General features: G+C 62.9%; 18 protein-coding genes. 7 read left to right on the top strand and 11 right to left on the bottom strand.

All coding sequences use genetic code 11. From position 1 onward, the window contains the following. Positions 1–231: 231 nt before the first annotated feature. Complete coding sequence (locus tag HMPREF3173_RS10485; protein WP_043214549.1) at positions 232–831, top strand: Yip1 family protein; 600 nt, start codon at positions 232–234, stop codon at positions 829–831. Positions 832–959: 128 nt separating this feature from the next. Next, complete coding sequence (locus HMPREF3173_RS10480) at positions 960–1,454, top strand: SprT family zinc-dependent metalloprotease (RefSeq protein WP_070572941.1); 495 nt, start codon at positions 960–962, stop codon at positions 1,452–1,454. 140 nt (positions 1,455–1,594) lie between these two features. Here the strand turns inward: HMPREF3173_RS10480 and HMPREF3173_RS10475 are convergent, their stop codons facing one another. From HMPREF3173_RS10475 to HMPREF3173_RS10460, 4 genes are all read right to left on the bottom strand, one after another. Further along, positions 1,595–2,917: a dicarboxylate/amino acid:cation symporter gene (locus HMPREF3173_RS10475; protein ID WP_043214554.1), complete on the bottom strand. Its 1,323-nt coding sequence runs from the start codon at positions 2,915–2,917 to the stop codon at positions 1,595–1,597. A gap of 418 nt (positions 2,918–3,335) precedes the next feature. After that, entirely contained in the window at positions 3,336–4,682 is a 1,347-nt protein-coding gene (locus HMPREF3173_RS10470; RefSeq protein WP_070572939.1) for an ATP-binding protein, read from the bottom strand. After that, complete coding sequence (locus HMPREF3173_RS10465; RefSeq protein ID WP_070572937.1) at positions 4,679–5,356, bottom strand: response regulator; 678 nt, start codon at positions 5,354–5,356, stop codon at positions 4,679–4,681. The genes HMPREF3173_RS10470 and HMPREF3173_RS10465 overlap by 4 nt, the downstream gene beginning before the upstream one ends. Positions 5,357–5,494: 138 nt before the next feature. After that, the gene (locus HMPREF3173_RS10460) at positions 5,495–6,097 is read right to left on the bottom strand and encodes an outer membrane beta-barrel protein (RefSeq protein WP_043214562.1); all 603 of its coding nucleotides are present in this window, start codon (positions 6,095–6,097) and stop codon (positions 5,495–5,497) included. A 131-nt stretch (positions 6,098–6,228) separates the two neighbouring features. On the opposite strand from HMPREF3173_RS10460, the gene HMPREF3173_RS10455 reads away from it, so the two are divergent. Both HMPREF3173_RS10455 and HMPREF3173_RS10450 read left to right on the top strand, forming a co-directional pair. Then, positions 6,229–7,020 (top strand): dienelactone hydrolase family protein, encoded by a 792-nt coding sequence (locus HMPREF3173_RS10455; RefSeq protein WP_070572935.1) that lies wholly within the window; start codon positions 6,229–6,231, stop codon positions 7,018–7,020. 77 nt (positions 7,021–7,097) lie between these two features. Continuing rightward, the gene (locus tag HMPREF3173_RS10450; RefSeq protein ID WP_070572932.1) at positions 7,098–7,799 is read left to right on the top strand and encodes a 4'-phosphopantetheinyl transferase family protein; all 702 of its coding nucleotides are present in this window, start codon (positions 7,098–7,100) and stop codon (positions 7,797–7,799) included. A 3-nt stretch (positions 7,800–7,802) separates the two neighbouring features. Here HMPREF3173_RS10450 and HMPREF3173_RS10445 read toward each other — a convergent pair whose 3' ends face one another. Both HMPREF3173_RS10445 and HMPREF3173_RS10440 read right to left on the bottom strand, forming a co-directional pair. After that, positions 7,803–9,407: an ATP-binding protein gene (locus tag HMPREF3173_RS10445; protein WP_070572930.1), complete on the bottom strand. Its 1,605-nt coding sequence runs from the start codon at positions 9,405–9,407 to the stop codon at positions 7,803–7,805. Further along, a complete protein-coding gene (locus HMPREF3173_RS10440) occupies positions 9,404–10,117 on the bottom strand; it encodes a response regulator (RefSeq protein ID WP_070572928.1) in 714 nt (237 codons plus the stop codon). Before HMPREF3173_RS10440 ends, HMPREF3173_RS10445 begins: the two co-directional genes overlap by 4 nt. Positions 10,118–10,896: 779 nt before the next feature. Between HMPREF3173_RS10440 and HMPREF3173_RS10435 the strand changes: the two genes are divergently transcribed. From HMPREF3173_RS10435 to HMPREF3173_RS10430, 3 genes are all read left to right on the top strand, one after another. Next, positions 10,897–13,776, top strand: a complete 2,880-nt coding sequence (locus tag HMPREF3173_RS10435; protein ID WP_070572926.1) for a ribonucleoside-diphosphate reductase subunit alpha — start codon at positions 10,897–10,899, stop codon at positions 13,774–13,776. Between the two features lie 171 nt (positions 13,777–13,947). Continuing rightward, on the top strand, positions 13,948–14,079 hold the full coding sequence (locus tag HMPREF3173_RS24970) for a hypothetical protein (RefSeq protein WP_256544354.1): 132 nt from the start codon (positions 13,948–13,950) through the stop codon (positions 14,077–14,079). 513 nt (positions 14,080–14,592) lie between these two features. Beyond that, on the top strand, positions 14,593–15,843 hold the full coding sequence (locus HMPREF3173_RS10430) for a ribonucleotide-diphosphate reductase subunit beta (protein ID WP_043214574.1): 1,251 nt from the start codon (positions 14,593–14,595) through the stop codon (positions 15,841–15,843). Between the two features lie 85 nt (positions 15,844–15,928). Here HMPREF3173_RS10430 and HMPREF3173_RS10425 read toward each other — a convergent pair whose 3' ends face one another. The 5 genes from HMPREF3173_RS10425 to HMPREF3173_RS24965 form a co-directional block, all read right to left on the bottom strand. Next, a complete protein-coding gene (locus HMPREF3173_RS10425; RefSeq protein WP_070573408.1) occupies positions 15,929–16,828 on the bottom strand; it encodes a LysR family transcriptional regulator in 900 nt (299 codons plus the stop codon). A 46-nt stretch (positions 16,829–16,874) separates the two neighbouring features. Further along, complete coding sequence (locus HMPREF3173_RS10420; RefSeq protein ID WP_070572924.1) at positions 16,875–18,890, bottom strand: pyridoxamine 5'-phosphate oxidase family protein; 2,016 nt, start codon at positions 18,888–18,890, stop codon at positions 16,875–16,877. Between the two features lie 18 nt (positions 18,891–18,908). Then, positions 18,909–19,538 (bottom strand): glutathione S-transferase family protein, encoded by a 630-nt coding sequence (locus HMPREF3173_RS10415; RefSeq protein ID WP_070572923.1) that lies wholly within the window; start codon positions 19,536–19,538, stop codon positions 18,909–18,911. A 158-nt stretch (positions 19,539–19,696) separates the two neighbouring features. Then, positions 19,697–20,251, bottom strand: coding sequence for a UPF0149 family protein (locus tag HMPREF3173_RS10410; protein ID WP_070572921.1), 555 nt, complete (start codon positions 20,249–20,251; stop codon positions 19,697–19,699). A gap of 155 nt (positions 20,252–20,406) precedes the next feature. Then, the coding region (locus HMPREF3173_RS24965) for a hypothetical protein (RefSeq protein WP_256544477.1) at positions 20,407–20,529 on the bottom strand (123 nt) is incomplete at its 5' end.

Here is a 20,529-nt window from a genome sequence, read left to right as displayed (position 1 = left end):
GACAAAAGCGGGCTATTTTACGCACAAACCGAGCGGGGGCGTAGGCCATTCCGATAAAGAATCAAGCGCGCATCTGACAGCGCAATTTGCTCTAAAAACCCAGGTTTATGTAGGTAACGGCTTCCTATACTGCGAGATAAGGCCACACGACCGCTTGCATCGGTGTCCAGGCCTCGGGCCGCAAGCGCTCCACTTGGGGGGCGTTTGACAACGACGATAGGAGTGACCGGCATGATCCATCACGTTCTGGGGCTGTTTACCCACCCTGACCAGGAGTGGAAGGAGATTCGTGGCGAGGACGAAAGCATCAGCCACATGTACCTGACCCACACGCTGATACTCGCCGCGATCCCGGCTGTGTCGGCGTTCATCGGCACCACCCAGGTCGGCTGGGTCATCGGTGATCGACCGGCGGTGATGCTGACGATGGAAAGCGCACTATGGATGAGCATCATGTCCTACCTGGCGATGCTCGCCGGGGTCGCGGTCATGGGGGCCTTCATCCACTGGATGGCCCGCACCTACGATGCCACCCCATCCATGGCGCAATGCGTGGCGTTTGCCACCTACACCGCCACCCCGCTGTTCATCGGCGGCCTGGCGGCGCTCTACCCGCACCTCTGGCTTGGCATGCTGGTGGGCACGGCGGCCATTTGCTACACGGTCTACCTGCTCTATGTCGGCCTGCCGACCTTCATGAACATCCCCACCGACGAAGGCTTCCTGTTCTCCAGCTCCGTGCTGGCGGTAGGCCTGGTGGTGCTGGTGGCTATCATGGCCTCCACGGTGATCATCTGGGGGCTGGGTGTGGGGCCTGTCTATACCAACTAGATCCAACGCAACATAGGAGCGTCACCCCGAGGCCGCCGCAAGGCGGCCTCTGGCTGTGTGCTGACAGATGGCCCGGCAGGCACCTGGCGCTTGCGGCATAATTGCCCGCTCAGGAGAACCACCCCGCCATGCCCGAGCTGCTCAAACAACGCGTCGAAACCTGTTACCAGCAAGCTGAATTCTTCTTCAAACGCACCTTCCCTCGTCCGCAAGTCAGCTTCAAGCTGCGCGGCCAGAAAGCCGGCGTCGCTCATCTGCACGAAAACCTGCTGCGCTTCAACCTGCAGCTGTACCGAGAAAATCAGGAAGACTTCCTGCGCCAGACCGTCGCCCACGAAGTCGCGCACTTGGTGGCGCATCAGTTATTCGGCGACAAGATCCAGGCCCATGGCGAGGAATGGCAACTGATCATGCGGGGCGTGTACGAACTGCCACCGAACCGTTGCCATAACTATGAAGTGCAGCGGCGCGTGGCCACCCGCTATATCTATCGCTGCCCCTGCCCGGAAAGTGACTTCCCGTTTACCGCCCAGCGGCACAAGCTGGTGCGCCAGGGGCGACGCTACCTGTGCAGGCGGTGTCGTGAGATCCTGGTTTACAGCGGCGAGACCCGCGTCGAATGACAAACAGCATTCGCGGCTAAACCCGCCCCCACAAGGCTTGCGCCAAACCTGTGCAAGCGGGTTTACCTGCAAACAGGCCGGCAGGCATTTCAAATAAAGAAGGCGACCCGAGGGTCGCCTTCTTCGATTTCACAACGCAATCAACGCGCCGGGCCTTCGGCCACGCCCAGGTCATCGACCGGACGAGGGTCGACCAGCGGTGAACCACCGGAGGCCAGCTCGGCCTGCAGCGTGTCGGTGTCCAGCTCGTTGACCCACTTGGCCACGACTACCGTGGCCACGGCGTTGCCGATCAGGTTGGTCAGCGCACGCGCCTCGGACATGAAGCGGTCGATACCCAGGATCAGCGCCAGGCCTGCCACCGGCAGGTGACCCACGGCGGACAGGGTCGCGGCCAGCACGATGAAGCCGGAACCGGTGACGCCTGCTGCACCCTTGGAGGCGATCAGCAGCACCAGCAGCAGGGTGATCTGGTGGGTGATGTCCATGGTGGTGTCAGTAGCCTGGGCGATGAACACTGCAGCCATGGTCAGGTAGATCGAGGTGCCATCCAGGTTGAATGAGTAGCCGGTAGGGATCACCAGGCCGACCACCGACTTCTTGGCACCCAGGCGCTCCATCTTGGCCAGCATGCGTGGCAGGGCCGATTCCGAGGAGGAGGTGCCGAGCACGATCATCAGCTCTTCACGAATGTAGCGGATCAGCTTGAGTACACTGAAGCCATGGAACCGGCAGATACCGCCCAGCACCACCAGGATGAACAGCAGGCAAGTGACGTAGAAGCAGATCATCAGGTAGCTCAGTTGCACCAGCGAGCCCACACCGTACTGGCCGATGGTGAAGGCCATGGCGCCGAAGGCACCGACCGGGGCCAGCTTCATGATCATATTGATGATGTTGAACATGACATGGGCGAAGCGGTCGATCAGGTCCAGCACCGGCTTGCCGTAGCTGCCCAGGCGGTGCAGGGCGAAGCCGAACAGCACGGAGAACATCAGCACCTGAAGGATGTCGCCATTAGCGAAGGCGCCTACCACGGTGTTGGGGATGATGTTGAGCAGGAAGCCCACGGTGGTCTGCTGCGCGCCCGCGGCGGCGTAGGCGGCGACGCTGCTGGCGTTCAGGGTGCTGACGTCGACATGCATGCCGGCACCGGGCTGGACCACATTGACCACGACCAGGCCGATGATCAAGGCGATGGTGGAAACGATCTCGAAGTACAGCAGCGCATAGCCGCCGGTCTTGCCGACCGACTTCATGCTCTGCATGCCAGCGATGCCGCTGACGACGGTGCAGAAGATGATCGGGGCGATGACCATCTTGATCAGTTTGACGAATCCGTCGCCCAGGGGTTTGAGGGCTACGCCGGTTTCCGGGTAGTAGTGACCGAGCAGGATACCGATGGTGATGGCGACCAACACCTGGACATACAGGGATTTGTACAACGGCTGACGTGTCGTCATGGCTAGTTTTTCCTCAAGTGTGCCGAGCCCACCCTTCCCAGGGCGGTGGGGCACCTAAAGCGCGAACCCTCCTGCACTTGGAGGGATTTGTCGTTGTGTTCGAGCTGCCTTGTGACAGGCCTCTGCCAGGTCGATAGCAAGGCCGATGCCAAAATGCTCGTAATCAGTGCAGACCCCGTATTACGGGGCTTTCGGCGCCCCATGGCGGGGCAGTCGCGTAGGTTGAGGTTGGCGGATTTCCGCCCGTTGGCGGGATTGGAACGAGGCTGTTGGCGGGAATCCGCCCAGGGAGGGAAAACGTACGCGTGGCCCGCCCTTTGGCGTTAGCTTCGCGGGTAAACCCGCCCCCCAGGATCTGCGCGCCCCAGAGGTGAGCTAACGGAGCGTGCGATGGACCGGGCAGCGACCCCAATGGGTTTCACTCCAGATGGAACACGATCCGGAACGCCGCGCCTCCTAGTGTCGAATCATCCAGGCTCAGCTCGGCGTCATAGCTGTCGATGATGTCCTTGACCACCGCCAGGCCGATGCCCTGCCCCGGATGCTGCCGATCGAGCCGTTCGCCCCGTTTGAGAATGCGCTCACGCTGACTGCCCGGTACGCCAGGGCCATCGTCTTCGACGCATAGCACCAACTGCCCAGGCGCTTCCTGCAAGCTCACACGCACCTGGCCTAGGCTCAGCCGATAAGCGTTCTCCAGCAGGTTGCCGAACAGCTCCAGCGCTGCCCCTTGCTCCATCGGCACCCAGGCATCCGGGGGCATGTCGAGGCTGACGGCCACGCGCTTGTCGCGGTAGACCTTGTCCAGCGTGTTGCACAGGCTGTCGAGCACCGGTCGCAGTTGCACCCGATGGCGGACCAGACCGCTCTTGCGCAGGCTGGCGCGCTGCAGTTGGTAGTCGATCTGCTGGCTCATGCGTTCGATCTGGCTTTGCAGCACCCGCGCCTGCTCGCGTTCGCTGTCACCCTGGCCGAGGCTTTCACCGACGCCTTGCAGCACCGCAAGGGGCGTCTTGAGGCTGTGCGCCAGGTCATCGAGCGAATCGCGGTAGCGCTGGCGCTGCTCACGCTCGCTACGCAGCAGGCGGTTGAGCGAACCGGTCAGGCGCAGCAGTTCACGCGGGTGCTCGCCGCTCAGGCCATCACGCGCCCCCGCTTCCACTTCGTCAAGCTCCAGGCTCAGCCTGCGCAACGAACGAAGTCCCCAGGTCAGGCCGGCCCATAACAGCACCATCAGCGCCAGCAGGGCGGCCCCGAAACCCAAGTAGAGCTTTTCACGCAGGCCATCGAGGGTGTGCTGGTACTCACGCACCGGCTGCAGCGCCACGATACTGAATGCGGCACTCTTGCCCCCGAGCAGCTTGACCTCCACGTCGTAGACGAAGAATTCCTCGCCGTCATCCTGGTGAATCCGGGCAAACTCATTGCCGCGCCCGTCATATCGGGGGCGGTAGTTGATGTTCTGCCCGTTGGTGGCGCGCGAACGCCACACCAGAGCGCCCTGGCGATCGAAGATGTAGCCGAGCAGGCCGGTGTAGGGCAGGTTGTAGCGTTCGTCGGGCAACTGCTCGGGCATCTGCAGCCGCCCCTGCTCGATCCGCGCGGCGGAAATCAAGGTGGTCACATCCGAGGCCAGGCGCTGTTCGATCGACTCCTGCAACGCCAGGCTGAAGGTCTTTTGCAGGGCCGGCAGCAGCGCCAGCATGAACAACAACGCCAACAGCGCCGCCGCCAGCATCAGGCGCACACGCAGGGAGCGGATCATCGGCAGCGCTCGGTGAACAGGTAGCCCAGGCCACGCACCGTGTCGATCGGTTTGAAACCACGGTCGCCCTCGAGCTTGCGCCGTAGACGTCCGACCAGTACCTCGATGACATTCGGATCGCGCTCCTCGTCATCGGGGTAGAGCTGCTCCATAAGACGATCCTTGGCCACCACTTGCTGGTGATGGCGCATGAGGTATTCGAGGATGCGGTATTCATAGGCGGTCAGGGCAAGCGGTTGCTCGTCCAAGGTCGCCTGCTTGCGATTGAGGTCCAGCACCAGGGGCCCTGCCGCGATGGTCGACTGGGTGAAACCGCTGGAGCGGCGCAGCAAGGCATTCAGGCGCGCCTCCAGCTCTTCGAACTGGAACGGCTTGACCACATAGTCGTCGGCCCCGGCGGCCAGGCCTTCGACCTTGTCCTGCCAGTTGCCGCGGGCGGTGAGGATCAGGATCGGGAAGGTCTTGCCCTGACTGCGCAACTGGCGGATCAGGTCCAGGCCGCTCATGCCCGGCAGCCCAAGGTCGACCACGGCCAAATCGTGGTTGTATTGCTCGGCCTGGTAGAGCGCCTCTTCGGCATCGGCCACCGCCTCGACCACATGCCCGCTCTCGCCCAGGCGCGTGTACAGGTGGTGGCGTAGCAGCGCCTCGTCCTCGACCACCAGCAGTTTCATGTCACTCTCCTTGATTCATACCTGTATCCGCCTCCCGTGCCGGTCAAGCCCGCTTCTGCACGACCTGGCGGCAGGAGCGGGCTTGGTCGCGGAGGGACCGGTGCAGCATACCAGCGTTGCCCTGGCCCCTCTTCTGGGTCAGAAGGTGTAGTTGGCCGACAGGTAGGTCTGGGCGCTGCTGGTCAGACGCAGGGTGCCTGCCTTGGGACCGCCATGTTCGGCCAGTTCGGTGCTGGCGTTGCTGCGCAGGTAACGGTAGCCCAGCTCCACCGAGGCGTTGTTGGTGATCTGCTGCAGCACGCCGGCCTGCAGGCCTACGGCATAACCCACATCGGTGTCACGGCTGTAACCGGAGGATTCCTGGGACAGTTTGGTCAAGCCCAGGCTGCCGCCACCGAACAACTTGGTGGTGTCGCCCACCGGCAAGAACGCATCGTAGCTGCCAAGCAGGTTTTCCTGGCGTAGCTTGATGCCACTGTGATCGCCCGAGACATTGTCGTAGGTCAGGTAATAGCGGGCATCGTCATTGATCTTGCCCACGCGCACGCCCCAGGTGCCGTCCTTGCCGATGATGCCGTCGGCGTTCAGGTGATCGGTGTTGCGTTGCAGCAGGCCGGACTTACGGACCTTGTCGCTGGTCTGGCCATAGGTGAGGCTTGCGAAGGTGTCATCGGCGGCCTGGGCGGTGAGACTGGCGGCACATACGGCCATGGCGACCATCAAGGTATTGAGTGTTTTCATGGTGGGATACTCCAGTTGGATGCGATGTCTGTGTCTGGTGGCTAGAGTAGGGAGTGAGCCCTGAACCGCGGCTGAACCCTGCCTGAACCCCGGCTGAACGAATCGCACCCTTTGCCCAAGGAGTACCGACCATGCGTTCCCTGCTTGCCCTGGCCCTGTTGTGCAGCGTTGCCGTCGCCCAAGCGGCGGTGCAGACCCGCGAAATTCCCTATCAGGACGCCGATGGCCAGCGCTTGGTGGGCTATTACGCCTACGACGATGCGGTCGAGGGCAAGCGCCCCGGCATTATCGTGGTGCATGAATGGTGGGGGCTGAACGACTATGCCAAGCGCCGGGCCCGGGACCTGGCGGCGCTGGGTTACAACGCCCTGGCCATCGACATGTATGGCGATGGCAAGCACACCGAACATCCGAAGGACGCCCAAGCGTTCATGGCGGCGGCGACGAAGGACCCCAAGGCTGCTGCACGGCGCTTCGATGCGGGGCTTGAGCTGCTGAAAATCCAGCCCAACACCAACAAACATCAGTTGGCGGCGGTGGGTTACTGCTTCGGCGGCAAGGTAGTGCTCGATGCCGCGCGCCGAGGCGAGAAACTCGACGCCGTGGTGAGCTTCCATGGCCCACTGGCCACTCAGACGCCAGCCAAGCCGGGTGTGATCAGGGCGAAAATCCTGGTAGAGCACGGCGAGGCCGACAGCATGATCCCGCCAGCGCAAGTGGCGGCGTTCAAGCAGGAAATGCAAAACGCCGGCGCCGACATGACATTCGTCTCCATTGCCGGAGCCAAGCATGGATTCACCAACCCCGATGCCGACCGCTTGAGCCACGGCGACCATGGCGGGCCGGACATTGGCTACAACAAAGAGGCGGATGACCGCTCGTGGGCGGACATGCAGGCCTTCCTCAAGAAATCCTTCGACTGAAGACTGTCGGGGTGGCAGTCGAGGGTGCGGCACTCGCCTGGTTTGCGCATCAGGGCGCCACTGGCACAATACTCACCATGACCAGACACCCCACCTGCTGCTCCCCCCTCAAGCACCACTGGCCCCTGCCCCGCCCGGTTCCCGGCGCGGTGCTAGTCAGTTGCACCTTCGACCCCGCGCGCCTGGCGGCGGACGACTTCCAGCGCGCTGGCATCGAACAAAGCGCCAGCCTGCAGCGCTCGGTGGCCAAGCGCCAGGCCGAGTACCTGGCAGGCCGGGTCTGCGCACGTGCGGCGCTGCATGCCCTGGATGGACGCGACTACGTGCCCGCCACCCATGAGGACCGTTCGCCGATCTGGCCGGCCGGCATTCACGGCTCGATCACCCATGGCAAAGGCTGGGCCGCCGCTGTGGTTGCCGCCGACGGCGACAGCGGTGGCCTGGGCCTGGACCAGGAATCCTTGCTGAACGACGAACGCGCCGAACGCCTGGCTGGCGAGATCCTCACCCCCGCCGAGCTCCAGCGCTTGGACTACAGCCAGCTCGGCCTGGGCGTGACTTTGACGTTCTCACTCAAGGAAAGCCTGTTCAAGGCGCTCTACCCCTTGACCCGGCAGCGCTTCTACTTCGAACACGCCGAGCTGCTGGAATGGTCTGTCGAGGGTTATGCCCGCCTGCGCCTGCTCACCGACCTGTCAGCCGACTGGCAGGCTGGCCGCGAGCTGGAGGGCCAGTTCTGCGTCCAGGACGGCTACCTGCTCAGCCTGATCAGCGTGTAACCCCTAGACCTGCGCCCGGTGGCTCGGCCAGATCAGGCTGAAGCAGGCCCCGCCCAACGCTTCGCTGCGCCCGACCATTGCCCGCCCCCCGTGCCAGTAGATGATCCGGCGCACGATCGACAACCCCAGGCCATGCCCGCCGGAGGCGCGGGTACGGCTGTCGTCGAGGCGGGTGAAAGGGGTGAAGATGCGATCCCAGACCCCTTCGGGAATTCCGGGCCCATCGTCTTCCACATCGATGCGGCAGCGCTCCAGGCCCAATTGATAGCTCAACCTGACCTGGGATTCGGCGTGCCGCATGGCATTGCCCACCAGGTTCTGCAGCGCCCGGTGCAGGTAGCGGGGTTCGGCATCGACCCAGGCGCCTGTCGCATCCGCACCCTGGCAGTCGCCGCGTACCACCTTGACCTCGACCCGCAACGGCGACAGCTCCTGGATCACGCGCTCGAGCAGGGCGTCGAGGTCCACCGCCTGGAATTTCAAGGCCGGTGTGCCCTGCTCCAGGCGGGCGTAGGTCAGCATCTCGTCCACCAGTTTGTCCAGATCCTGGATGTCGCTGTCCATGCCGGCCAGGTGCTTGGCCCTGGCCTGCTCGGTGCTAGCGCTTTCGATCATTTCCAGGCCAAAGCGCAGGCGCGCCACCGGCGTGCGCAATTCATGGGACACCGCCCGCACCAGCTCGCGCTGCATGGTCAAGGAGCGCTGCAGGTGCTCGGCCATGCCATTGAAGGCTGCCGCCAGGCGCCCCACCGAGTCGGCGTCCCCCTCGGGCACGCGGGTCTCCAGGCTGCCCTGGGCAATGCGCGTGGCCGCGACTTCCAGCCCCGACAGGCGTCGCTCCAACTGACGCACCAGTAGGTAGACCACCAGGCCGATCAGGCACAAACCAAGGAAGGCGATGAGGACCAGCAACTGCGGCGGATACGGGTTGAGCTGATGCAACGGTCCGATCTCCAGCACCCAGGGCGAACCGGTCAATCCGGAGAACACCCGCACCGAATCGCCGTCTTTGCCCAACGCCATCACCGTGTCGCCCTCCTCCACCCGACGCCGCTGGTCGTCGTCCAGGCCTGCCCGCTCCAGGCGCTGCAGGGCGATCTCGAAGCCAAAGCCCTTGCTCTTGCTGATCTCGGCCAGGCGTCGCTGCTGTTCGGTGACCGGGTAGCGCACCAGCTCATCGGCCAGCAGATAGAGCGTGGCGCGAGCCAACTGTTCGCTGACCTGCTTGACCTGGGCCACCAACAGCTGGTCTTCATCGCCGACCTGGCGCAAAACGCGCACGGCATGCGGGCCGGTCTTTTCCACCACCACCAGGCCCCGACGCAAGCGCGTGCGCTGTCCACCATCCAGGGTGAAGGCCGAGGACGGCTGCAAATCCAGCGGCACGCCGAGCAAGCGCTCCCAGATCAACAGCGAGCGCTTGCGCTCGACCGGATCTTGCAGGGCCAGGTTATCCGCCATGAGGCTGAAGGTGCCTTGGGCCAGCCCCTCGCGGTGCCGTTCAGCGCGCACCTGGTTGACCAGATGCAGGCTGAGCACCCCAAGCACTGCCACCAGCACCAGCACGGCGAGCATGCCGCCGTAGATGCGCAGGAAGATCGAATTCATGGGGCCGCTGCCTGAGCGGCCTCGCCGACGAACAGGTAGCCCTTGCTACGCAGGGTCTTGATCAGACGCGGGTGGATCGGGTCGTCGCCGATTTTGGGGCGGATCTTGGAAATACGCACATCGATGGAGCGGTCCTGGCCGTCGTAGCCCACGCCACGCAGAGAGGTGAAGATCTCCTCGCGGGACAACACCCGCCCGGCATTGCTGCTCAACAGCCAGAGCAGGTCGAACTCGGCGCCGGTCAGTTCGATCGCCTGCTCGCCCAACCAGGCCTCGCGCACGCGGTTGTCGATGCGCAATGCACCGAACTGCAGCGCCTGACGCTTGCTCTGCGGGGCTTCGCTGCGCCGCAGCAAGGCGGTAATGCGCGCCAGCAGCAAGCGTGGACGCACCGGTTTGCACACATAGTCGTCGGCGCCCATGTCCAGGCCCTGGACCTGATCGAGTTCATCGCTGCGAGCGGTGAGCATGAGGATGGGGCCGGCATACTGGCCACGGACGCGCCGACAGATGCTCAGGCCATCTTCGCCGGGCAGCATCAGGTCGAGGACCACCAGGTCCGGCTGGCTGTCGATGATACGCCGCGCCGCCCGGCCGCCATCGCCCTCCACTGCCACCTCGTAGCCGTTGGCCTGCAGGTATTCGGCGGTGAGTTCCGCCAGTCGCTGGTCGTCCTCGACGATCAATATCCGGTTGTTGGGCTGGTCCATGGTCCGCCTTCACTGATTATTCTTGTTCTGGAGCCGCCTGCTGGCGTTGCAGTGTACAACCGGCGATGGCATCGGGCCCGTCAGCCACCGGTCACCAAAAGGCAACATTGCCCCTGGATACTACGTCCCACCCTCGCCCCCTGCCAACCACGCCAAGTCGCCTGTCGCAGGCCCTCGACCGGGGCGATTTTTGTGATAGGGTTCGCGCCCGAAAAAATCAGCGACAGGGCATGGGAACGCAGAAAAAAAGTGAAGGCCAGCTAGGACAAGGCCTACAGCGAATACCCACGGATCACACACAAAGTACGCACAAGTTATCCACAGGCGCTCACCTTGCAAAGCCCCTGAGACCGCATTATCTTGTATCCCCATCGCAGCGAACCACTAGATATTGGGGTTCGAGCAAAATCACAAACACAAGTCAACAGAGAAGTTCAAGCGATTTGTCTGGCTGAACTTAACGTGATTCCAACAGCCAAACCGCTCCTGCGGAGGCGACCGAGGCAAGCCCGTCCAGGGTCTTGTTCGGGCATGGGTGTTGCAGGCCAGGCCTGGCACTCATCAGCAACAGTTTTTGGGCTCAGCCCAAAACCTTTGACTTCGGCCAGGGAGCGGCAGGTTATTGCCCCTTATTCCTGAGTCTGTCCCGAAGTCGGTACGCCCGAGCGGGCGGATGCGCGTGCATGCGCGTCCCCGCTCGTGGCCATCAGGCTAGTGGATGGAACGGTGGGCGCCCCAAAGGCGCCTGAACAATATAGAAACTGTGGAGACACCCACCCATGCAAACCGACACAACTCGCGAGAACCCGCAGGCCAAGGTGCCGCAGGCCGCCGATTCGAACCAGGATCTGGCCGCGACCGCACCCGGTCAACTGCGCGTGATCAAGCGTAACGGTACTGTCGTTCCCTACACCGACGACAAGATCACCGTGGCCATCACCAAGGCGTTCCTCGCAGTTGAAGGCGGCACTGCCGCTGCCTCGTCGCGCATCCACGACACCGTCGCTCGCCTGACCGAGCAGGTCACCGCGACCTTCAAACGTCGCATGCCATCGGGTGGCACCATTCACATCGAGGAAATCCAGGACCAGGTCGAACTGGCCCTGATGCGCGCCGGCGAGCAAAAAGTCGCCCGTGACTATGTGATCTACCGCGAACAGCGCGCCAAGGAGCGTGCCACCCGCGCCAACACCGAATCCGTGGTCGAGCCGCACCCAAGCATCCGCATCACCCTGGCCGACGGCAGCCTGGCGCCGCTGGACATGGCGCGCCTGAACACCATCATCAGCGAAGCCTGCGAAGGCCTGGCCGAAGTCGATGGCGAGCTGATCCAGCGCGACACCCTGAAGAACCTGTACGACGGCGTGGCCATCAAGGACGTCAACACCGCCCTGGTTATGACCGCCCGTACCCTGGTCGAGCGCGAGCCGAACTACTCCTTCGTCACCGCCCGTCTGCTGATGGACACCCTGCGTGCCGAGGCCCTGGGCTTCCTGGGCGTGGCCGACAGCGCCACCCACCACGAAATGGCCGACCTGTACGCCAAGGCCCTGCCGGCCTACGTCGAGAAAGGCGTCGAGTTCGAGCTGCTCGACCCTGCCCTCAAAGGCTACGACCTGGAGCGTCTGGGCAAGGCCATCGAGCACGAGCGTGACCAACAGTTCACCTACCTGGGCCTGCAGACCCTGTACGACCGCTACTTCATCCACAAGGATGGCGTACGTTTCGAGCTGCCACAGGTGTTCTTCATGCGCGTGGCCATGGGCCTGGCGCTGCAGGAAAAAGACAAAGAAGCCCGTGCGATCGAGTTCTACAACCTGCTCTCCTCGTTCGATTACATGGCTTCGACCCCGACCCTGTTCAACGCCGGTACCCTGCGTCCGCAGCTGTCGAGCTGCTACCTGACCACCGTGCCGGATGACCTGTCGGGCATCTACAAAGCCATCCACGACAACGCCATGCTGTCGAAGTTTGCGGGTGGCCTGGGCAACGACTGGACTCCGGTACGTGCCCTGGGTTCGTACATCAAGGGCACCAACGGCAAGTCGCAAGGCGTCGTGCCGTTCCTGAAAGTCGTCAACGACACCGCCGTCGCGGTCAACCAGGGCGGCAAGCGCAAGGGCGCGGTCTGCGCCTACCTGGAAACCTGGCACCTGGACATCGAGGAATTCCTCGAGCTGCGCAAGAACACCGGTGACGACCGTCGTCGCACCCACGACATGAACACCGCCAACTGGATCCCGGACCTGTTCATGAAGCGCGTCTTCGACGACGGCAAGTGGACCCTGTTCTCGCCTTCGGAAGTGCCTGATCTGCACGACCTGACCGGCAAGGCCTTCGAAGAGCGCTACGAGTACTACGAAGCCCTGACCGAGTACAACAAGATCAAGGTGTTCAAGACCGTCCAGGCCAAAGACCTGTGGCGCAAGATGCTGTCGATGCTGTTCGAGACCGGCCACCCATGGCTGACCTTCAAGGACCCGTGCAACCTGCGTTCGCCGCAGCAGCACGTGGGCGTGGTGCACAGCTCGAACCTGTGCACCGAAATCACCCTGAACACCAACGCCGATGAAATCGCCGTGTGCAACCTGGGTTCGATCAACCTGCCGAACCACATCGTCGACGGCAAGCTGGACACCACGAAACTGGCGCGTACCGTCAAGACTGCCGTGCGCATGCTCGACAACGTGATCGACATTAACTACTACTCGGTGCCCCAGGCTCAGAACTCGAACTTCAAGCACCGTCCGGTCGGCCTGGGCATCATGGGCTTCCAGGACGCGCTGTACCTGCAGCACATCCCGTACGGCTCGGACGCTGCGGTCGAGTTCGCCGACAAGTCGATGGAAGCGGTCAGCTACTACGCCATCCAGGCATCCTGTGACCTGGCCGACGAGCGCGGCGCGTACCAGACCTTCGAAGGCTCCCTGTGGTCCAAGGGCATCCTGCCGCTGGACAGCCAGCAGATCCTGATCGAGGCCCGTGGCGCCAAGTACATCGACGTCAACCTGGAAGAGTCCCTGGACTGGGCTCCTGTTCGCGAGCGCGTCAAGAAAGGCATCCGCAACTCGAACATCATGGCCATCGCGCCGACCGCGACCATCGCCAACATCACCGGCGTTTCGCAATCGATCGAGCCGACCTACCAGAACCTGTACGTCAAATCGAACCTGTCGGGCGAGTTCACCGTGATCAACCCGTACCTGGTCCGAGACCTCAAGGCTCGCGGCCTGTGGGACTCGGTCATGATCAATGACCTGAAGTACTACGACGGTTCGGTGCAGCAGATCGAGCGTATTCCGCAAGAGCTCAAGGACCTGTACGCCACCGCGTTCGAAGTCGAGACCAAGTGGATCGTCGACGCCGCCTCCCGTCGCCAGAAGTGGATCGACCAGGCCCAGTCGCTGAACCTGTACATCGCCGGCGCCTCGGGCAAGAAGCTGGACGTGACCTACCGCATGGCCTGGTACCGTGGTCTGAAGACCACCTACTACCTCCGTGCCCTGGCCGCCACCAGCACCGAGAAGTCGACCATCAACACCGGCAAGCTCAACGCCGTTTCCAGCGGCGGCGACAGCGCCCCGGTCCAGGCAGCGGGCCCAGCCCCGGTACCTAAGGCCTGCGCGATCGACGAGCCAGACTGCGAAGCCTGCCAGTAACACCCCATGCCGCGGGAGGCGCCTTAGGGCGCCGCTTGCGGCATTTTTGTATCCGCGTCATCGAGAGACTCTGCCCTCTGCACGTCGCTTTCGCGAAGGGATAAAACAGTACTGCCCCGTGCCCTGGACGCCAGCACACGGGCTTCACTGACCCACACGGAAGACATCACGATGGCTCGGAAGAAACCTGCAACTCGCAAGATTGGCCGCAATGCCGAAACCGGCCGTTTCACCACGGTCGAAGAGGCGCGCAACAACCCCAGGACGCACATCGTCCAGACGCTGCGCAACCGCTGCCGCTAAGACCCGCCCGGAAGGCCAAGGCCCTCCGGGTGCGGTTTTTCGACGCTGAAAACCCCACCTCAAAAACACAATATTTTGTGTTAGATCAAAAAATCAAACACCACATCTGCGATTTTTCCGCTAAACTCCTTCCCCGTGGAAACGACGCGTGATTCGTGAACGGACGCGCCTGATACCGGTCGAAAAATTACAGCAGACCGGCCCAGCGTCGCTCCGATCGGTAGCGAATTCCGTTATACTTCGCCCCCCTCGAAAAAGGGTTTAGCCAATGATCGACTGCGTGACACAAGCCGTACCCAACCGCTTGGCCAGCCCGCACGTTTTATCGTTGCCACACTGTATTCAGGCGTCCTGGCCCCTCCTGCGAGGCATGGACAGGCGCTGATCCGACACCTTCAAACGTGACGAGCGCGCGCGCTCACTGCCTGCCGTATCGCCCTTGGGGCCTTGCAGGCGTCACCTTTTAAAATCCAATCGGTTGCCCCGCGCAACCCTCTAGCAGGAGCCAGGACCATGCTGAGCTGGGACGAATTCGACAAGGAAGACGGTGAAGTCGCCGCCAAAGGCGCCACCCCCGCACAGGCCAACGCCGCCGCCACCCTCGACAAACTCGACAGCGCCGGTGACGCCGCCGCCCAGGAAGCCCGCGCAGCGACCGCCGACGACTCCGACGCCGTCAAGCGCGCCAAGGCCGCCTTGAACGAACTCGACATCGCCGAAGGCCTGGCCGAACTCGAAGGCTCCTCCGCCCGCGTGCGCGTTGACGAAAAGCGCATGATCAACTGCCGCGCCGACCTCAACCAGCTGGTTCCGTTCAAGTACGACTGGGCCTGGCAGAAGTACCTCGACGGCTGCGCCAACCACTGGATGCCGCAAGAGGTCAACATGACCGCCGACATCGCCCTGTGGAAGAGCATGGACGGCCTGACCGAAGACGAGCGCCGCATCGTCATGCGCAACCTCGGCTTCTTCTCCACCGCCGACTCCCTGGTGGCCAACAACCTGGCCCTGGCCGTGTACCGCCTGATCACCAACCCCGAGTGCCGCCAGTACATCCTGCGTCAGGCCTTCGAAGAGGCGATCCACACCCACGCCTACCAGTACTGCATCGAGTCGCTGGGCATGGATGAAGGCGAGATCTTCAACATGTACCACGAGATCCCATCGGTCGCTAAAAAGGCAGCCTGGGGCTTGAAGTACACCCGCGCCATCTCCGACCCCGAGTTCAACACCGGCACCGTCGAGACCGACAAAGAGCTGCTGCGCAACCTGATCGCCTACTACTGCGTCCTGGAAGGCATCTTCTTCTACTGCGGCTTCACCCAGATCCTCTCCATGGGCCGCCGCAACAAGATGACCGGCGTCGCCGAGCAATTCCAGTACATCCTGCGTGACGAATCCATGCACCTGAACTTCGGCATCGACGTGATCAACCAGATCAAGATCGAAAACCCGCACCTGTGGGATGCCGCGATGAAGGAAGAAGCGACCCAGATGATCCTGCAAGGGACCCAGCTGGAGATCGAATATGCCCGTGACACCATGCCACGCGGCGTACTGGGCATGAACGCCGCGATGATGGAGGATTACCTCAAGTTCATCGCCAACCGTCGCCTGACCCAGATCGGTCTGAAAGAAGAATATCCTGGGACCACCAACCCGTTCCCTTGGATGAGCGAGATCATGGACTTGAAGAAGGAGAAGAACTTCTTCGAGACTCGCGTTATCGAGTACCAGACCGGTGGTGCGCTGAGCTGGGACTGATCGTCCAGCCACCTAGAAAAGGCTGCCTCCGGGCAGCCTTTTTATTTTGAGTTGATACCTCTGGGACCGCTTCGCGTGCCAACAGTCAGGCCAGATGCGACTGGCTGCGCAGGTGCTCGGCCAGCATGTCGATGAAGGTGCGCACCTTGGTCGAGCCGTATTTGCTTTCGCGGTGCAGGATGTGGATCGGCCAGGACGCCTCCTCGTAATCGGCCAAGATCACCTGCAGGCGCCCGTCCGCCAGTTCATCAGCCACCTGATAGGACAGCAGCCGGGCGATGCCGAGGCCAGCGCTGGCGGCGGCGATTGCAGCGTCGTTGCTGGTCACGGTCAGGCGCGGCTTCATGCGTACCAGCGTCGGCTCGTCGATCGCGCCGAAGCGCCAGTCCGTGCGCGGCGACAGCGCCCCGGCAGCGATGATCTGATGCCCGTGCAATTCCGAAGGATGGCGCGGTGTGCCGTGGCGCTCCAGATACTCCGGCGAGGCGCACAGTAAGCGGCGCATCTGGCCCACGCGCAGTGCCTTGAGCCCAGAATCCGGCAACTGCCCGATGCGTACAGCCACGTCCAGGCCCTCCTCCACCAGATTCACCACACGGTCGAGAAAATACGCCGACACGTCCACCTCGGGGTACTGCTGCAGGTAACGGACGATGCAGGGCATGACGAACTTCTTGCCGAACAGGATCGGCGCGGTCACCGCCAGGTCGCCCTTGGGCGCGGCGTTGATGCCGGCAGCGGCTTCATTGGCTTCGACGATGCTGGCCAGAATGTGCCGCGTATCTTCCAGGTAACGGCCACCGGCCTCGGTCAGACGCACGCTGCGGGTGGTGCGCAAGAGCAGCTTGACCCCAAGTTGCTCCTCCAGCGCGGTGACCGCCCGGGTCACGGCCGCAGGCGAAATCGCCAGGCGGCGGGCAGCGGCGGCGAAGCTTTCCTGCTCGCCCACGGCCACGAACACTTTCATTAGGTGAATCTGGTCCATGCCGCGCCCCATGCGTTGTCATGGGGCGATTATTCCAGCGCTGACGCTAGAGCTCCAGCACCAAGGGCTGCACACCTTCTTCAGCCTGAGCCGGAATGGCGCAGCAGATCAGTACGCTACCAGGTTCAGGCAGTTCGGCGGGCGGGTTCAGGTAGTGGACCTGCCCACTGACCAGTCGGGTCTTGCAGGTGCCGCAGGAGCCGCCTCGGCAACTGAACTCCGGCGACAGGCCACGGCGCTCTGCCAGTTCTAGCAGCGTGCCACTGTCCGGTGCCCAGCGGGCCTCCTTGGCGGAGCTGGCGAAGTACACCGGCACAGGCTCTTTGGCAGGCGGAGGCTGTTGCAGCGTGGGCTGATTGTCGTCGGTGTGACGACGCAAGGTGGAAGGGCCAAAGGCTTCGGCATGAATGCGCGCATCGGGCACATGCACGCTGCGCAGGCCTTCGTACAGATCCTGGGTGAAGCTGGCCGGACCACAGAGGTAGAAGTCGTAGTCGTCCAGTGCCAGTGTGGTCTTGATCTGGTCGATGCCCAGGCGGCTGGCGAAGGTATAGTCACGGCCCTGCACCGCGTGCGCTTCCGGCTGACTCAGGGCACGATGGATATTCAGCAGGCCAGCGGATTGCTTTTGGAGTGCGTCTAGCTCCTGCTGGAACGGCAGGTCAGCCAAGGTACGTCCGCCATGGAACAGATAAATGCGCCGGCCCTGCCCGCTGGCCAGTTGCTCACGGAGCATGGCGATCAGCGGCGTGATGCCGACGCCCGCGCCAATCAGCACGAGGGGGCGTTCGCTGTCTTGGTCCAGCGTGAAGCTGCCCATAGGCAGGCGTACATCTAAAAGATCACCGACCTTCAACGCTCGGTGCAGATGCCATGAAGCCGGCCCCTGCGCCTTGACACTGATACGCAAGTAACCGTCGGACGGCGCGCTGGACAAACTATAGGTGCGGATAAGTGGCGTCTGCCCTTCAGTCCGCAAACGCACGGGAATATGCTGGCCGGGCGCAAAGGTTACGGCGGCGCCGTCCCCAGGTTGCAGGTAGAACGAGCGGATATCACGGCTCTCCTGCTCGATGCGCGATACTCGCCAGCTCAACCATTGACGTTGCCGTTCACGCTGTTGCAGGCGCAGCTCGGCTTCGGCCCAGATGCCGGTCGCCATGCTGGTGGGGGCGTACTCATGGAATGCCCAGCGCAGCGACACGGCAGCTGGACGCAACACCACCTGTTCGACATCCAGGGTCCAGATTCGCTCGGCACCTTCGAAAGCACTGATCAGTGGGCTGTCGAGAATGACCTCGGCCCGCCCGACCACCTGAAGCACGTCGCCACTGGCGAAATCAACGAACAGCAGGCCTGCGACAGGGTTCACCAACAAGTTGCCGAGGGTGTTGAAATGCAGATTGCCGGCATAGTCGGGGACGGTCAGGCGGTTGCCTTCGACCCGCACAAATCCGGCCCGACCACCGCGGTGGGAGACATCCACCGAGCGTTGGCCGCTTTCATGCTCGACGTAGCTGGCCACGAAGAACGTATCCGCGCTCTCGATCATGGCGCGAGCCCTGGCATCGATCGCCGTTGAATCCTGACGCCCTTGCGACGGTACGTCGACACGGGTGTATTCGCGCAATTGAATGTACTGCGGGCAGTTGCCGAACGACTGCTCGACCTCCACCTCCAACTGGCCGGCACTGGCCCTGCGAATCACGCCATTGAGACGATTGCGCCGGCGGGTGTGCAACTCGATCCCCAACAGACCGACGGCACCGCCAGCCACCAATCCCGGCGTTGCCGGATCGTCGGCGGCAAGCTCGGTGCCAATCAGCAACTGCCGCGGATCAGGCGAGCTGACGAAGCCCTCGGGGCCTTCGAGCAGCGTCGCCCAGGGTTTGCCCTCGGCATCCACGGCACCGACCACCATGAACGGCAACTGATGGTAGAACGCGCGATGCTGGTCGGGCATGTAGTCGCGGATGACTTTTTGCCCAAATGCCTCCATGCGCTCTGCAACACCGGCTTGCTCCTGCAGCCGTTTCTCACCTGCATGCCAGGGTGATCGCATGGCGGCATTCCTCGGGACTCAGAGCGTGGTCTGCAAACCGATAACGGTGCGCGGCATCGGTACGAAGCCTGGCAGCGCCTCGATACGGGCCAGCCAGGCACGCACGTTGGGGTAAGGCTCCAGCGACACGTTGCCTTCCGGTGCATGGGCGATGTACGAGTAGTTGGCGATATCGGCGATGGTCGCGTGGTCACCGACCAGGAACGGGCCCTTGGCCAGCTCGCCGTCGATCACCTTGAGCAGGGTGTGGGCGCGGCCGATGACTTCATCGGTGTTGAACGAAGCGCCGAACACCGTCACCAGGCGCGCAGCCGCCGGGCCGAAGGCCAGAGGACCGGCCGCGACCGACAGCCAACGTTGCACGCGAGCGGCGCCGACCGGATCCTCGGGCAGCCAACGCTCACCGCCGTAGGCCTTGGCCAGGTACACCAGAATGGCATTGGAGTCGGCGATGACAGTACCGTTGTCGTCGATCACCGGCACCTGGCCGAATGGGTTGATGGCCAGGAAATCGGGCTGCTTGTGCTCGCCCTTGGCCAGGTCGACGAAGACCAGTTCGGTGGGCAGTTCGAGCAGCGACAGCATCAGCTCGATGCGGTGAGCATGGCCGGACTTTGGAAAGTTGTAGAGTTTGATCGGGCTTGGCATGTTCTGGGCTCCGGATCAGCGCCGGGAGTGGCGCTGCTGGAGGACATGCTGCCCCGGATCGGTGAGCAACAGAATCAGTGCTGTGAGCAATCCAGTATTTCGGCTGGTGGAATAATCGTGTGAACCGCGCTATCGCAGGCGTCGGATTAGATCCATGCTCAGTGCGGCTGCCGCTTCTGATACAGGTACAACCCCCGCGCTGCCTCGACCACTTGCGGCACGCATGCCTGGAGCTCATCGAAACTCATCGCGTCGAGCAACTCGAAATTATCCTCCAACCCATGCAGGGAAATGGCCTTGAGCAGCCCGTCCTGCTCCGGCGGCAACTCGCTCCACTCGGCCACCTGGGTACCGCGCATGTAGCCGAAGCACCATTCCTCGAGAATGATCGACGGCCCCTCTTCGCCTTCGCTCTCTTCGAACAGCGGCTCGAAGTGCTCAAGATCATCGGCCAGGGATTCAGCCACCTGGTTGGCGTAACGCAGCATCAGTGCGGTGTAGGCCTCCTCATGGGCGGGCTTCTTGAACTTGGGGACCTTGCCACCCGCGACCGCAGGCAGCCACTGCTCAGGCATGACGGCATTCGGTGAGCTGGCCAGGGCGGTGAAAAAACCGTTGAGCTCGGCCAGGTTGAGTACCGAATAGTCGTTGCCGTAGGTGATCAACAGGTCTTCGAGACGGTCGAGTTCTTTTTCGTTGAGGGCGGGGAGCATCATGAGTGTCCTAGGGCAGAAGTTTGGGTGCACCCTAGCACATGGGGGAAGGTATAGCGGGAATTGTGGGTTGAACGATAGTCATCGCCGGTCATGCCCGCTCCCAAGGTGTAATGCCATGGGAGCGGGGCTTACCCGCAACAGGCCGTCAGTCGTTAGACCGCCAGTGCGCGCTCACGCAGTTCCTGGTTGAGGATGCGGTCGTTCTCGCTGTAGTCCACCGGGCAGTCAATCACGTGTACACCTGGGGTCTTGATGCAGTGCTCGAGCAGCGGCAG

The organism is Pseudomonas sp. HMSC08G10 (genome assembly GCF_001808425.1).
GTDB classification, from domain to species: Bacteria; Pseudomonadota; Gammaproteobacteria; order Pseudomonadales; family Pseudomonadaceae; genus Aquipseudomonas; species Aquipseudomonas guariconensis.
This window is presented reverse-complemented; position numbering and strand designations above follow the sequence as displayed.